The following is a 16994-nucleotide window of genomic DNA, read 5'->3' as shown; positions in this document are numbered from 1 at the left end:
CACCCGTGACGTGGTGGACGGTCTGCTCCAGCGGGAGCCCGGGCAGCGTTCAGGTGATCAGGCCGCGCTGATCGGCGGCAATCGACTGGTTGTCGTGTGGGGTGAGGGTGACGATTTCCAGGCATTGCACACTCTGATCCGTGATCACCAGGCAGCGGGGATCACCGTCGAATGCCTGCATGTACATGTCGATGTCCGCGGGCGGATGTGGGTCGCCCCACGCGAGTTGCCTGAACCGACTCTCTTGACCCCGCCGGCCGAGATCGAAGTACTGGATCTGGCCGGACACGCCTCCGAACGGCGAGTGCGAGGGGTGCTGCGACTGCTGCGAGCGACCAAGATGGGCCAGAAGGTCGATCAATTCTTGATCGACAACGGAATCCGCATCCGCCTCGATGTCGCGGACGATCGGTACTACCCGACCGAGGGGCTAGTGGTACTTGATGTCGGAAAGTCCGACATCGAGTTGCTGGTGGCAATCGTGCGTAGCGCGGGGCAGGTTCAGCTGGAACTCGAACGCACCAGAGTGGAGGCTGTCCAGGAGCTGATGCACTCGACTCGGCCGGAGTTCATCGCAACGATGTTCCAGCGGGAGTGGGATGTTCGGGCGTTGGCGGCCGAGGCGGTCCGGCAGCTGCGAGCGGCGGGACACAACTTCGAAGAGAGCCCACTAGAGCACTCCTACCGGATGGCGTTCGAAGAGGCGACCGCACGCGGCGGCAACGATGTGCTGCTCTCGGGGACCCTGCCGGACGGCACGCATCGGATGCCGTGGCAGGACATGGTGGCATCGGGTGGCAACCTCGCGGCCTTCCTGGCTGGACGTGCGGCGGTGCGGCCACTTATCGAGACCGTTGGATCGCGCGGCTCCGGGGAAACCGTCACCGAGTTCTACCGCGGGTTCTGGAACAAGGCACATGGCGGCGTGCCCATCGGACTGCCGTTTGAACCTGTCAAGGCGGACGTGCTGGTCGCGGAGCTCGCCCAGGCGCAGGCCCAGCTGGCTCAGGCGCGGGCCGCTCTCTCCGGCATGTCGGATGCTGCCTTGCTCGAGCATGAACCGACCTCGCCGGCGTTGGAACTGCTGCGCCGCGCGGTCGACCCGCAATCGGCGATGGTGGTCGAGCGGATCGACACCTACAACCGGTGGCACGCCCGAGTCAACCTGTTGCTCGGGGTGATTGGTGCCTATGACCAGCGTGACAAGGCATATGGCGCATTGGCGGAGTTCCTCGGCACGACGACGGATCGGATCACCCCGAGCCAGGTCGCCGCCTTGCTGGGGCACGCACAACGACTGTTGGATAGTCCGCTGTCGCCGGCAGATGCGTTGCGGCTGCGCCAACTGAGCACACAGTGTGTGGAGGCCGACTTCGCGATCCGAGCGTTCCACGACCAGGAAGATGTAAGCCGGCGACTGGATCAGCCGCCCCATGGTCTGACGGAGTCCTCGGCCGCCGAACTGGCGCGCCTGCAGGAGATGGTCGCCTGGGTACCGAATCTCGACGACGCCGACCGGGCTGACCTGATCGAGATGATCGGCGACACGCTGGGCGCCGGCGCCTACCTCGGACAGCCGAGGAGGTTGGGGACAACTGCCGAACCCGTTCACCGCCTTCAGGTCGTCGATGGATACGACAACCCACTTCTGCTGGTGGACATCGGTAAGGACGGCTCGATCACCGTCCAGCGGCCTGAGCGTGAAGTGGCTGGAACTTCCTCTGTCGAGGTGGACGGGGAAGGCTCCGGATCTCGCGCTGCGGTGGCTGGGGACTATGGAATCACGGCGAAGCCGTCGGTGCGGCCGGCCGCGTCGGTGCAGGCCCATCCGCTCGACTGGCTGCGGAATACGCTCGGCGCGGCCCTGAACCTGGACCCCGACAACTGGGATCGCATCGCCGCAGTGTTGTCGGAAGCGTTGCGCCGCGACGGTGCGGCGCTCGCGCCGGTGGATGTTCAGCACGACGGCCACCACATCCGGGTGCTCGACGGCGATGGCAGTTCGCTGCTGGATGTTGATGTGTCCAGCGGGCCGGACCATGTGGTGGCGGTGCGCACGCACCTGGAGCGGGATCGCCCGGACCGGGCCGCGTTCGCGCAGCGGCTGGTGCCGGTGTTCCTGCCGGATTGGGAGAAGCGGCAAGCGACTCGGGTATTCGGCACGGTGCTACGCCGCACCCAGGGCCTGCTGGTCGGTACGGATGGCACGGTGACCATGGAACTGGTCGACGGTCACCTGGACGTCGTCGTCCACGGTACCCACGAGGGCGTCCGCCGCAATCTGGGGCTGTACTTCGACAAGAAAGCGGAGATTCAGCTCGACTCGCCGCCGTCGACGCGGCCGGATGCTGGTCGCAACGCCGATGCGGTGTCGGATATGGGTGTCGTTGTTCAAGCGGTGGGGCGGAAGATTTCCGGGGCGCCGGTTCCGTTGGTGGGTGATGGCTCGGATCCGGCGGCGGTGGCGGCGCGCGAGGCCGGTCCGGCGATCCGGAACTGTGGTCCGATCGGGATGTGGTTCGCCGAGCAGCTCGGGGTGCAGGTGGTTGCGCCGCTGCCGCTGGATGACGTGGATATCGCGGCGCGGGGTGTCGATTTCGGTCGGATCGCGGTCGGGGTGGAGGCGAACACCCGGGAACGCAAGTTCGAGTCGTTCGAGAAGGTCCGCAAGCATGTGGCGGACCACGGTGGCCTGGTGATCGTGGGATTCGAGCGTCCCGGGAACCAGGGTGGGCACCAGATCGAGGTGTTCAAGGGCGCGGACGGCCGGGTGTGGGTGTTCGAGCACGACGGCTGGGTCGGTGTGCTGAAACAGTGGGCGGAGTGGGAGCAGCCGCAGAATGCGGTGCGGATCGAGGCGATCGTGTTCCGCGGCCCGGCCGCGGGCAACGCGCGACGCCCGGATGGCACGCCGGTACTCGTCGGCGGCCCGGCGGAGCGCTTGGAGCCGGGCCAGCAACCGCGGATCGCGGACCGGCCGCTGCAGGTCGGCTACGCGCTGGATAACCATGACCGGCTTGCGCGATCACTGTTGCGGCAGACCGCGTTCGGCCGCACATTCGCGGAGTTCCTCGACAACAGTCCGGTGGCGGTGTCCTACAAGACCGAGATATCGGACCCCGACGGCGTGGGCAGCTTTCTGGCACGGGACTTTTCTATCGAAGTCTCTACCTTGCAGAGTGGCCTGATTATCCAGGTGTTGACGCTGATTCATGAGATCGTTCATGCCAAGGCCTTTGCGGAGCGTCGGAGCTCGAACGCCGCGACACAGACGGAGGCCGAGTTCATTGCCGCGGGTATCCGCGAGGAAGCCGAGGCATTCGCCGCGGAATACCGTTTCCTGCAGGAGCTGGAGGACCTCGGCTATCAGGTCGACTTCTTCAAGCTTCATACCGATATGGCTGTGGTGTATGCCATGGCGAGATCGGCGAAGGAATGGCAAGCGACGGCCGGTACCCCTCGGGATCAGGTGGTGGAGAGCGGACACGAGGCCGGGATCCAAGAGCTGGAAAAGCTCCTGGCTGCGCCAACGGCGGGCCGGCCCAGCTTCTACACGGATCGGTACCAGAAGCAGTACCTAATCGGTGACAACGTGCATCAACCCACTGAAACTGCGGTCGTGGCGCGACTTCGGCTATTGGCGCGAGATGAGGTGATCGCGAGACGCGAGTTCAAGACGGTGATGGCTGAACTCACCCCGAGACTGCTACTGGGCGCGATGAGCGCGCCGGAATCCATGAAGCGAGGGCATGCGGGACTCGCCGAAAGGAAACGCGCCGACCATGCTCAGGTTGTCAGCGCCGATGTCATGGCGCGTGCGAGACAGGTGGACTCGCGGCGGACGAACACGTTGCGGGAACTCGATGAGCTGGCGTCGAGTGACGTACTGGCGCGGCGGAGCCGTCAAGGCGGGCAGATATATGGCAATCATGTTCTGCTCGTTCCGGGAGACCGGCGAATCGTTGCCTCCACCTTGAAGGATCATGTGCAAATCCTGGCGGAGGTCGCGGCAGCCGAGCCGGGAATACCGGAGCTGGCCCCCGATTCGGACATCGACACCGAGTATTTGCTGCTCGCGGTCGACTCGCACGGGAATGTGCGGGTCACCGGCATCGAACGTCCGGACTACGATCCGAAGGTTCGGCCATCGCAAATCTCTGCTGCTGCCGAGGGGGTACGCGCGAGGATCGACGCGTCACTGCCCGAGGTTCGGAATGTGTTGCGCCGCAGCAGCGAGATCGGGCGAGACGCCAACCAGGTCTTGTTGGACCACCAGGTGCGCATCGTGTTCGAGTCGCACGCGGTGACTCGCTACCACCCGGATGACAACACGTTGGTCGTCGACTCCGGGGCGTCGGACGGCGAGGTGATGTTGGCTTTGGTGGAGGGTTCGGTCCACGTCGAAGACCATTACCGGCGTGGTGTCAACGGCACCATTCGAGCCATGTTGCAGCAGCCGCGCGAGGCCTACATCCAGATGATGTCGGCGGAGAAGGCCGAGGCTCTCACGCGGAAACTCATTGTCGCGCAGCATCTTCGAGATGCTGGGGTGGCGATCCCGGAACTACCGGAGGAGCGTGTCGGTAGTGCGGCACTCGCGGAACTGGCGGCGGAGTGGAAGACCTTCTACGGCACGGCATGGGATTCCGTCAACGATCCGCCGAAACAGCCGGCAGCAGCTCCTGCTACTCCACCTCCGCCGCCATCGGGTGGACCGCCGCCCTCGCCGTCCGCCAGCGCGGGGTGGCTGGCGTGGCTACGAGGCGATCTCGTCGATGCGCTAATTTTCGATCCCCTGGACGGCTCTGCAGAGCACAGTGCGCCCGCCCAGGCCTCGACCGCCTTGGTGGTCGAGACGCAGGCCAGGAAGCTCGCCTGGATCCAGGACACCTTGGACGCGGCGCTGCGGCCGGACGCCAACACCCAGGCTCGGGTGCTCGCCGTGCTGCGGGCGGCTCTGAGCCGCGACGGAGCTGAGCTGGCGCCGGTGGTCGACCTGGACAACGGCCGTGGTGTCCGAGTGCGGGACAGCGATGGCAGTCCACTGGTGGATGTCGATGTGATCCACGGCCCGGACGGTGTGGTGGTCACGGTGCGCACGCATCTGGTGCGGGAGCGGCTGACTCGGCCGCCGCTGGCGATGCGGTTGATCCCGGAGTTCCTGCCCGACTGGGGTAGGCAGGCCACCGAGGTTCTGGCCGAGGTGTCGCACCGCACCAGCGGGCTGCGTGTCGACGCCGACGGCACCGTGACCATGGAGTTGGTCGGCGACCACCTGACCGTCACCACAGCGACCAGCGGCGATCTCATCCAGCACTTCGACAAGGAAGCGGTGGACCTCGCGCCCCCGCCGCCTGAACCACCTGATGCGACAGGTGCGCTGCCGTTCGTCCCCGAACGGCTGCCCAAGGGTGCTCGTTTCGACGTGGGGCAGGGGGTGTTCGATGCCTTCGGCGGCGATGGACCGGAGAGTTTCGCCGCGCACGCGCATGGCCGACCAGGCGGAGTCGGGAAATTCCTGCGGAAGCTGGCCGGCACGCCCGCGCCTGAGCAGGTGCAGGCGGGCTCGCTGCCGGAGACGCTGGTTACCCTGCGCCGCACTGTGTTTGCTGAAATTCGGCAGTCGCGTAAGCAGTTGGGGCGGAACGTCGACGAGCTGGTGGCCGGGGGACCGGCTTTCCGGGCCTTGGAGTGGGATCTTGCCAACCGCCGAGCAGAGCTGGCGGAGCTGATCGGTGTGTCGACGGAGGACTTGGACGACGACATCCGGGTCGAGCAGGAGCGGGCGGATCTGCGGGTCCGGCTCGCCGAGGAATCGCTCTCCGACGAGTTGCGGGACGTCATCGTCGAGGCGGAAGCGCGGTTCCACGGAAAGCGCCGGTCGGTGCGGAAGGTGCGCGAACTGCGTCGTCTGATCGAGTGGTGCGCTCGGGTCGATGCGTTGGAAGACCGGCTGTTCGACGCGTACGCGCTGTTCGAGCAGTCTGCTGGGTCCATCGGCGGTTACCGTCGGTTGGCCGAGCAGGCTGCTCGAATCGCGACGCTGTCGCTGAACATCCGCGAACTTCGCGCCGAACCGGTACTCCCGGGCCAGGGGCTCGACGACGTGGCCAAGAACTATGGTTGCGATCTGACCGGCGGTTTCCAGCCGCGGTTCGGGCAGCGGATGGTGGCGCGGCTGCGCGCCGACGCCGACCAGGCCGCGGCGCCGGCGATCGGTGTGGGCAGGGCGGCGAAACGCGAGCTGGCGGCGAAGGCCGCGCAGAGCCGGGCACTGTTGGGCTGGAACGCCCGGGTCGAGCGACGTGACCAGAAGCTGCGTAACTGGGAGGCGGAACTCGACGAACTGTTCCGCGGCGTCGACGCGTCGGTCGCGGGTTCCCGATACACCCTAGGTGGGCAGTTGCCGGGATACAGTGCGCAGGCCGAGCGTGAGCAGGTGGCACTGCTCGAAACGCTGCGCAAGTTCGGTGTCGACCCGGCGAAGGTCGGCGCCAAGACCGAGCGAACGTTGTCCCGCCATCGCGCGACGCTCGGCGAAGAGATCGAGACGACGGACAGAAAGTTCTGGAAGCACGTCGAGCTGACTCCGGAACGGGTGCAACAGTGGCGTGACAGTCTCGGCCAAGGGCGTAAGGCGAACACCCAGCATGATCTCGCCGATCAGTGGCTGCGCAGGCACGCCATGGAGATGGCTGTCACCGAGCTGCTCGCACTGCGGCGGCGTGTTCGCGCGATCGAGGCGCAGCAAACGAACCTGCGCCGTTGGCATGCGCGTCGTGCGGTGGCACGTGAGCAGTTCGAAAAGGCCTGTGCGGCGTATGTGACGAAGCATCGTGAGCGGTTCCCAGAGGACGAGCCGACGGTGTTGGTTGCGCCGTTCGACCCGCTCGAACTCGATGGGCTGCGGGAACTGTTCGACCAGGCGGTATTCGCTGCGGCCGACTCGGACGACTCGGACGGGCCGGACTTCATCGGTCGGATTGCCGACCTGGCTATACTGTGGAAACTCGGTGAGGAGTACCAGCTTTGGGCCGCGCAGACCAATTGCCTCGACGAGCGGGTGCGCCGCTTCGACTACCTGCTGCGTGAGCGGGCTCGGGTCGAGAAGCTGCGCGACGATGCCAAGAAAGCGCTGAAGGAGCTCGCCGACCAGCCGCCGCCGAGTCGAAATGACAAGTATCCGTTGGGGAACCTTCCCGACGCGAACGAACTTCAGCCGGGTCGCCGCGACCATCCCGTGCGCATGGGCCTTCAGAACGAGCTGAACGATCAGCAGCACATGCTGGAGATCCTGGTCGGGTCGGATCGTCTGGCGGAGTGGGAGATAGCCGACAGATCCGAGCTGACCGCCGACCGGGTGCGGGAGTTGTTGCTGCGTTCGGATCTAACGGACGATGAACGCGCGAACCTCGCGACGATCGCGTGGGCGCACCGGATGCTGGCGGCCGAGCAGACGTTCTACACCAGCGCCATCGAGGTCCGCTCGATGGACCGGGTGTTGGACGACGGCTTGGCCCAGTCACCGGCCCAGGTGCTCGGGCTGGTCGACGACGCGGCGGTGACGACACCGCAGCGGCCGACCACCGCGGCATCGATCCGGCTGACGGGCGCCTGCTCGTCGTACGCGGTGCAGACCTCCGAGGCCGCGGACCGCCGCGCCCGGAACGAGGCGCCGGCGCAGCCGTCCACCGAGCCGCGGGAGTTCTCGCTCGACGGCGATGATCCGGTCGATGTCGCCATCGCCCGGCGCGGCCACTGGATCCACTATGGCAACGACATCCTGAGAGTGATCACCGAGGTCGAGGAGCTCGGCCAGCAGGATATTCAGCTGACCGTGACGGTCGGTGTCGACTACACCCGCAACCGGGGAGCGCACACCGCCACCCTCACCTGGGACCGGGACTTCGACACGATCATGGTGTTGGAGCGGGGAGACGACGGTGCGGAAAACTTCTACTCGGGCATGGCGGAGGTCCGGGCGTGGGCGCAGCGGCAGCTGGCCGACGCAGAAGCGTTCTTCGGTATCGAATCCCAAAACGGCCATCGACGTCTTCCGCTCGGCGAGGGTGAGATCCCCACCGGCCCGATGCCCCGGCAGCGGCTGCGAGGCGCGCCCGCACCGATGGTCGCCGCGGCGGCGCAGGCCCCGTCGACCGGGGAAGATGCCGTCACCGCGCTGCTCCGCAGCCTCGGGGTGGATCCGAGTGTCCGCCACGCCGATAGCGCGCATTTGTTCGGCGAGGCGGGTACCGACCGCAGCCACACTGTGAAGCTGCGTTTCCTGGAGTCGGAAGTGAACCGGCTGCTGGCGGCGCTGCCCCCGGCCGACGGCGTCGAATCTGTAATCGAATACCGGCGCCCCATAGGGCCGTTGCCGGATCTGTTGGCCCACGGCCCGCTGAACTGCGCGGTGGTAGTCGACCAGGAATTGCGGCCGTGGCTGGCCGAGCGTGGGTTCGAGCTGTCCACGACACCGCTGGAGGACAGCGTCCGCATCGACATGCGGGGCGTTTGGGGCTGGGAGCGGTCGCGTGCATTGCAGGCAGGCTGGGAGTACCTGGGTCGCGGCCGGGCAGCGCTGAAAAAGGCGGTGGCACAGGCGGAAGCCGGTGGGGCGTTCGAATTGGCGATGGGCTTCGAGGGGCGTCGTGGGCATCATGCCGCCGGACTCCGTAACGAGAACGGCGAAGTGGTGGCGTGGGAGCGCGAATACGGGAAGTTGCGGTACTGGCACGGATCGGAACAAGTGGCGGCATGGCTGGAATCCCGGGTCGGCATGCTGGTCGACAACGTTTGGGGAATCGGCTTCAGGATCGAACGTGACAAAGCGGTGCCGAATGTCCGGTTCGACCCGGACGCGGTCTGGTCGGTGCAGGTCGCGGCAGGCCAGGCCCCGCCGGACTTCATCGGCGCGCTGCCGCCGGAACGTGCGCCACCGACAGTGCGACAGTGCCGCGAGAACGCCGCGGTGCTGAAGGCCGAGCGGGACGAGCTGCGCGATGTGGACGGCGCTGTCTCGGACGCCGATATGGAGCGTCGACGAGAACTCGACATCGTCCAGTTGGTGAACGACCGGTTCCACGCTGCCCTCGCCGAGCACGGCATCGACCAGGTGGCGGGGCTGATGTCCTTCCACCAGGGCGACAAGGGTGCGCGCGGTCGGATCACGATGGTGGCCGGTGTGCCGGAAGACGAAGCCGTGCTGACCGGCTATGTGCCGGTCATCGTGATGACCATCGACGAACTGGGCAAGACGGTGGACAAGGTTGTCAAAACCTTTGCCGAACAATGGCGGTCGGGCACTCGCGGTGCGATGTTCGCGATGTTCCGGATCGACGACATCGAGAGCGGACAGGCCAGGGCGGAAACGTACGACGCGGCCGTGCGGGCGGACGCCGACGAGCTGGTGGACACCGTCCAGATCTGGAATGCGGATCGGCTCTCGACGCCGTTCGACGATGAACCGGTCACCGAGATCTACTACTACTCCGACCGGACCCCGTACACCGATGAGCGGCTCGAGCTGCAGGCGGCTGTGGGCGCGCGGCTGGGGTACCAGGTGCAGGCACATGTTGTGGCCGTCACGCCTGCCGATCCGCTGCCGAACGCCGTGGATCTGTGGCTCCAGCTACCCAATGACGTGGAAGCCCGGACTGCCCTGGCGGAGTGGCGGCGGTTGACCGGCAGCACCGCACCCGAGGTCGCGCAATGGTGGGATGCGCATGACGGCCTGGGTCGCGCGCTGGTGTGGTTGAAGCCGAGGGAGGTCGCCCAGCTGGCAGGTGTCCCGCCGCACATCCGGCAATTGGCGAACCGGGAATGGTTGCGTCGGGAAATCGATCGACTGCGCAACACCAATAAGCCGCTGACCGCTGTGCGGGAGCGGCGGCTGGCACGGCTGGAGACGTTCGCGGATGTGCTCGGTCTCGCGCTGCACTGGGGTGATCGACTGCCGGTGCAGCCGTTCGCGCTGAACTTCGAGGGCGACCGGGCGCGACCGACCTGTATCGCGCTCGGACTGCTCGACCCGGTCTCCGCTGACTCCGCCCCCACCGAGGTGGATGTGCTGGTGCTGGACAGGGAACCGAATGCCGCGACCCTGCGCGCCGGGATATTCCGAGGTTTCGAGCACCAGAAGCGGCAGCAGGCACTGGGCCGACATGAGTCGGCGTCGCCGGGACAGGTCACACCGGTTCTGGTCGTGCAGGGCACCGGAACACAACTCGCTGAGGAGATTTTCGGGCTGGCCGTCCTCTTCCGGCGCAGCGGTCTCCGGGTGCCGCAGTTCCGGTTGGTCGGGCGTGGTGATACGCCGGTGGTGCTCAACGACTTGGCGGACCGGGTAGCGCTTCCGGCCCTGCAGCGGCAGGATCTTCGGACCAGGCGTGTCGAGGCCGAGAAGCAGCTGACCGGGTTGATCGCGCGCAGCCACCTGCGGCCGGACGAGTTGGGCTCGCCGTCGTGGCGACCGGGAATTGTGCGCCGCAGGCGGCTACAGCAAGCGCAGTGGCTGTTGCGGCTGCTCGGACAGCGGTGGTGGGAGACGCACATCGGTGGCGACCTGCCGACCGAGTTGACCTCGTGGCAGGCCCGACAGATCGAACTGCTGCTCGTCGAGGACACCACACCGGACGCCACCCTGCGTCGCGAGGTGGCCATTCATCTGGTGCGGCTCGACGAAATGATGCCGATCGCGCAGGAATTGGCCACATTCGACGCGCTCTACCCCGTTGTCACCGCCGAGTTGAACGCCGCATTGGCCGATATGGCCGCGGTGCTGGATGTCTCGGAGGTGCCGGAGGACCTCTCGTCGGCATTGTGGCGGGAGGAGGTCTGGCGGGAACGGCATGCGGAATTGAGCGACCGTGCCAAAGATGGGACTCTCGATACCGTCGGAGCCCGGCGGCTTGCGAAGTTGGAGTCGATGGGCGGCGCGTTGCGCGACGCCGAGGGCGCACTCCGGGAGTGGAGCATCCACCGGCCGGTGCGGTTGGTGACCTTCCCGAATGGCCGAGTCGGGCTGGTGGTGGGTGATGTCGCGAGCGCTACCCGGGTACTCGGGGTGGTGACGGCGGCAACCGAGACCGAGGTCGATCGGCACGGCGCTATAAAGCTGGCGGTCTGGACCTCTGTCAAGCGGCAGTTGGGCCCGACCGAGGCGATGTTCGTCATGCTCCGGCACAACGAGGTCGACGGCGAGCCGCCGCAGACCGTGCAGGCCGACGCCGACATGGTGACTCAGGTGGTCACGTCGTTGCATGAGCTGCGCAGGCGGGTCCGGCCCGGAGTCCGGCCGGTCACCGAACTTGTCGGCTACGGTAACGGTCTCGCTGTCCTGATCGCCGCCCGCGGCGCATTGGCGAAGATGGGTGTGCGAGGTGTGCCCACCGAGTCCGATGCCGATGCCGAGCTGGCGGCTCGCGCTCGCAACCACGATATTCTGGCGGTCGAGCTGCGCCGGGTCCGCGCCAAGAAGGCCGAGCTGAGCGACCGGATAGACCGGCTGCGCGAGGAGAGCGGACTGCGCTCGATCACGCAGGAGAATGGTCCGAAGCGGCTCGCCGATTTGCGGCATGGGCGCGAAATCACGCAGCGGCTGCTGATGGATCGGCTCGGGCAGCAGTGGCTGGTCGAATGTTTCGACGGCAACCCACCTGACGCGCTGAATCCCGCTCAGGCGCAACAGGTTCGGCAGGCACTGCTCGATGAGCAGGACCAGCGCCTCCGTCTGATCGGGTTCGACACCAAAAACCAGCTCGGGCAGTTGAAGGCGGCCGCACAGTTGATGCGGTACGACGACCTGATCGATGCGGTCGCCGAATTCGATGCGCTCGATCGCCGGGACTCGGCCGTGCGAGACGCGATATTGGCCGCCGCCTCGTACCCCAAGGCGGCCAACGCGCGCGTGGCGCCCGCCGGGGAGGGTATCTGCCCAGCGGTGACCATCCCGGCGACCGCCCCGCCGACCTGCTTCCGGGAGTCGATGGAAGACGGCTGGGCCACCGCGGGCGGCAAACCCGAGGGCGCGCTGGACGATCTGGTCGAAGGCGCGGGCGGGGTGGCAGGCGCGGCAGGCGCGGAATCGGGTCGCGCCGACTGGCATAAGAACAGTCTCACTCCAGAACAGGCCCGCGACCTGGTCGACGATGATGACAACGAGGTCGCCTCGGTAGTGCTGACCGTCACCTGGCTCGGCCGGGATCGGCCGAACCAGACCGGATCGCATTCGGTGTCTGTCAAGAAACTCGACGGTCACGTAAAGGTGCTCAACCGCGGCAAGCTGGAGCTCTTCGACGAGTGGCTGGCCCGCGTGCGCCCGCTGATCGAGAAGAGCTACGCGATCGTGCTGCTGTGGGGCAAGCAGAACGGGGACCCGGGTCGGGCGGCCCGCCCGCTCGTCGCGGGACAGCGTTCGGACGGTGTTGTCGGCGCGGACTACCCGGTCTCGCTGACCGGCGCGGAGGCGGTCTCGGCGCCTGCAATACCCGCGACCGTGCCGCCTACCGCGCCGCCGTCGGATTCGACGGATATCGGTTCCGCGCTGCTGAGCATGCGCGAAGGGGACCGGCGGCTGTGGGACGCGCTGAAGAAGGACCGGGTGCTAGGACCGCTGGTGCCCGCCAATTCCGTCGAGCGAGCACAGCTGTTCGCCGCGGAACGCGACAGTGACGGCCAGGACTTCCCGTACGAGTTGGTGTCCCGAGTGCAGCGCGCCGACTGGCTGCGCCGCCGGGCGGACCGGATCACGCAGCTGGAAACGTTGCTGTACCAGGCGAATTCGACTGGCCAGGACACCACCGAGCTGCGTCGCGCGGTGCAGCGCCTGACGGAACTGGCTCAGCGCATCCACGACATCGAGCTGCAGGACCTGGCCTTGGGGCGGGTTCGCGGCAAGGCCGTCGACGTGGCGAAGTACCGCCGGGACGCGGCGCCGTTGCCGCCGGACAGTGTCTTGTACGCCGAGGCCACGATGCAAGACCACTTCAGCGATGTGCTGTTGGGCGCGCAGTTCGATGAGGCGCAGATCCGGGCCGGGTTCCGGCGCGCCAAGGCCCGGGTGACCGAACTGCTGGGGCTGCGGGCGGATCCGGATCTGATCACCGACGAGCGGTTGGAAGAGACCGCGCCGGCGCGGGTCATGCATCGGTTGCGAGTGGACGGTGAGCTGAAGGAACTGGATTGGCTCGAGGGTGAACTCGCCAAGCCGCTCACCGCCGCGGATCGCGCCGCGGGCCGCACCGAAGAGCAGCGCGCGCAGGACCGGCTGTCCTGGCAGGACTGGCGCGAGCAGGTGGAGGTAGGCGGGCAGCAGTCGACCATCGACCGGGCCACGGCGCTCACCGAATACCTGGAGCTGCGTGAGCTGGACCGGTTCTACGACAAGATTCACGCCCGGGACGTCATCCTGCCTCGACTGGAAGCCGAACTGGACGTTGCCCTGGCCGAGGCGACCGCACCGACACTGGACACGGAATTGCTCCGGATCCGCGACGAAGCGGAACTGGAACGCGAATACCTGCGCGCCGCACTGAACGACGCGAAACTCCCCGCCACCACTGGCGGCGTCGGGGAAGGAGCCGGAGTGCCGTTCCGGGTCGACCCGACGGTTGGACCGGGGCGGTTGCGGGAGTTGCGCCGCGATCGCGCTCGGATCGCGGCGAACTTCGTCGCGGTGCTCGGCGCCGAACTCGGCGCCGGGCCGGCGGATCTGGAGCCGGCGCGACTGACCGGGCTGATTGCGAAACTGCAGGCGCAGCGGATTGATTCGGCGGTCGTCGGGGTGGTGCAGTCGCTGCGTGAACTGGACGCGGTGATCGGACTGTGGGTGCAGTTCGACGCCGCCGATGCGCGCGCCGAGCAGATCGGCATGCTGGCCGATGATCTGCGCCAGGCGCATCTGCGCGATGCGGATCCCGCACCGGAGTTGGTGGCGCAGGTCCGGGATATCGAACAGCTGGCTCGCCGTCGCCACGCCCTGCATCAGGAGTTGGACGCGGCGAACGAGACGCTGCGCGACAGCGGGGTCGGGGCCACCGGAGCCGCGTTGGCGCACCAGTGGGATCGGCAGTTGCGACTGGTCGGCAAGTTCGCGTGGCTGATCGGGGTCGACAACGTGGGACCCGCGCAACTGCCGCAGCTGGCGGCGCAGGCCCAGCAGACGCCGGCGGCCGACACACTGCGTGCGGCGGTCGCCCGGCTTCGGCTGCTGGACGCGATGATCGCGGTGGACAACACCTGCGATGTGCTGCGTCACTCGATTCGCGACCTGGACGAGCGGATCGACGCCGCCTTGGCGCAGGCACTGACCGCACCCGCCCCGGAGCAACTCCAGGACGGCGACCGTGCGCACCACCTCCCGGACTCGGGCGAGGGCCGCAACGATTGTGTGCAGCTGACCCTGACGGTGCACCGGGAGCGGACCGGCAACCCCGATATCGTTGTGCCGGAATACCTTGGCCCACAAGGGGTATGGCTCGACACCTATATCGCCGCCGCCGATATGACCTGGGCGGACGTGCAACAGTTCCCGGTCGGGGCGCTGCACCCGCTGCAGCCGGTGGTGAACGCCTTCCGCCGCCAGGTCGGCACACTGGACGCCGACAAACGCAATGGCGCCTCGGTTTTGGTGGTCATCGGTTATGCGGTGACCGACAAGTACGGGGTCGGCGGCCACACCCTGCGGCTCGAGTACAACGACGGAGCGGTCACCGTCCAGGAGCATGGTGTCGAAACACCATGGGCGCAGTACCGGGCTCGCCGGACACATCGCATCGACCTCACGGGTGTCTGGGTGATGGCCGCCGACCGGGAGGGCAGGTCGTTCCGACTGCCCGGCTCGGAAAAGCTCACCCTGAGCGAGAAATTCTGGGTCGGTACGACCCCGGCCGATCCGAGCGGGATCACCCCAGCCGGCAAGCGGGACGCGGAGCTGCCCGACATCCCGCGCGGTGAACTGGGACCGGCGGTGGCCTTCGCCCGCGACATCGCGGCGATGGAGCGGAATGTCGTCGATGAAGCGATCATCGCGCAGGGCGCGCAGTTCGGACTCGGCTCGGCGACCGTGGCGCCCGAGGATCTGGCCCGGTTGCACGGTCTGCGTGGCCGCCTTGGTGCGGAATTCGCTGAGTCGCACCAGATGAATCCGGCGTTGCTGACCCCGGCGCGGGTCCGGGATCTGACCTCGGCGGCGGGTGATCCGATGGGTGCGCGGCTGCGGAAGCTCGACGACACCATCGACCACGCGGGCGCCTCCGTCGCTGCCCGGGCCTGGGTCGAGGCCCTCGAGTCCCTGGAAAGTGCGCTGCGGCACACGGACTCGTTCAGGTTCGGGGAGCTGCACCGCACCGCCCAGCGGCTGGAGGCCAATGCGCTGGAGCAGGAGGAGATCCGCAAGCAGATCGCGATATGGGACCCGCAGATCCTCTCGATGGCTGCGAAGCTAGAGATCGATCTGGGCGAGTCGGCATTGCTAGGGGACCGCGCGCCGGTCCTCCTCGAAATCCGTCGTGGCCGTCAGAAGTGGCTGACCGACGAAATCGGTTCCGAGCTGTTGGCCGTGATCTTCGACAACCATGTACCTACCGGGATCTGGAATCATGCCCAGCTCAAAGAGATCGAGGATGCGCTGAGAGGCGATCAGGAACTGCCGCATTGCGCGACTGAGGCCGCGCGGTTGGCACGCCTGTTCAACCTCCAGACCGTTGTCGAGACGGTCGACAGGCTCGCCTGGGAGCTGGTCGTGCTCGACCACACTCGGCACGCCATGCTGGCGCAGACGGTTCGCAGTGCGCGGCAACAGGCAATCTTGATCTGGGCGGGTCTGTTCGCCGGTATCGAGCCGGGCCGGTCCGCCGCGGTGGTCGACCGACGGTGGCGGCTGCTGACCACGCAGGCAAAGAACCTGCTGATCGCCGAACTCCCGGGATGGGTGGCCACGACACCGGGCGTGTCCTGGGATGCGCGCGACCGGGCGAACCGGGAACTGTTCGCGGCGGAGCTGGCTGATCTGCTGGCAGCCCAGGAACGAGGGCAGCTGCGCGTCGACGAACGGGAACGGCTGCGGACCCTGAAAACCCGGGATCTCGACCTGCACGACCTGGACGTGTGGGCGGCGAAGACCGCGCGCCGGGTGTATGTGCTGGCCACCGCGGGGCCCAGCGATCCAGATGGTGCGCTGATGTTGTTCCTCGGCAGGCCGAATGTGAACGAGATCACCGCCACCGTCATGGGATCCGAGTCCGAATCGTCGTGGGCGCTGCGGTACGCGCGAAGGCTGCTGAAGGACCGGGATGACACTCGCGGCGCGCTGGTGTGGCTGGCGCCCGAGACCACGCCGACGGCGGCGGGTCACCAGCTCGTCCGCGACCTCGACGGGGTCGTGGAATCCTGGGATTACTACCGGGATCGGGGTCCGTACACGGCGGACAGCACGTTCCATATCCGGACGCATCTGGATGCCGCCGAGATCACGGCGGTCGCGCAACGCGATCTCGACACCCGACCGCCGACGGTGAACCTGCGCAACCAGATCGTCGCGTTCCGGCCGACCTATGAGTCGGACGTCCGTTCCGCCGAGACCGAACGTAGCGTGCGGGTGCCGTTGACGACGCGCACCACCGAACTGCGCGCGCGGTGGGCAGATGCCGACGCCCGCCGCGCCAATGCCCGAGACGCGATCGAATCACTGGCCGCCGACTGTGTGGAACTCGGAGTCGCGCCGGAAGCCGTGCTGGCCGGTGACCCGGCGGCGATGCGGGAACTGGAGTTACTGGCGGGCGACCCACAGACCGCGACAGACGGCAGACTGCTGCGCTGCCACCAGATTCTTCGGCTGGCGCATGATCTCGTGCGGGCGCGGGCCCGGGCCAGCGACGTCCGGTCGCTGCTCGAGGATCTGGCGGAACTGGAGCGGGAACAGGCTGCGGCAGAGGCAGGGTTCAACCAGCTGCGCGAGGCTCACCTGGCGGTGTTCGGCGAGGACGCCGATGTGC

Annotated in this window: 1 protein-coding gene (cut by both window edges); it reads left to right on the top strand. The window is 67.2% G+C overall.

This entire window lies inside a single protein-coding gene on the top strand: locus tag AB0C34_RS18780, encoding an alpha/beta fold hydrolase. The 109890-nt coding sequence extends 25574 nt beyond the window's left edge and 67322 nt beyond its right edge, so the window shows coding positions 25575-42568 — codons 8525 (partial) to 14190 (partial); the first codon wholly inside the window starts at position 2. The start codon and the stop codon both lie outside this window.

The sequence above is a fragment of the Nocardia sp. NPDC049220 genome (assembly GCF_040647855.1).
Taxonomy (GTDB): domain Bacteria; phylum Actinomycetota; class Actinomycetes; order Mycobacteriales; family Mycobacteriaceae; genus Nocardia.
Note: the sequence above shows the minus strand (reverse complement) of the source record. Positions and strands in the feature narration are given on the sequence as shown.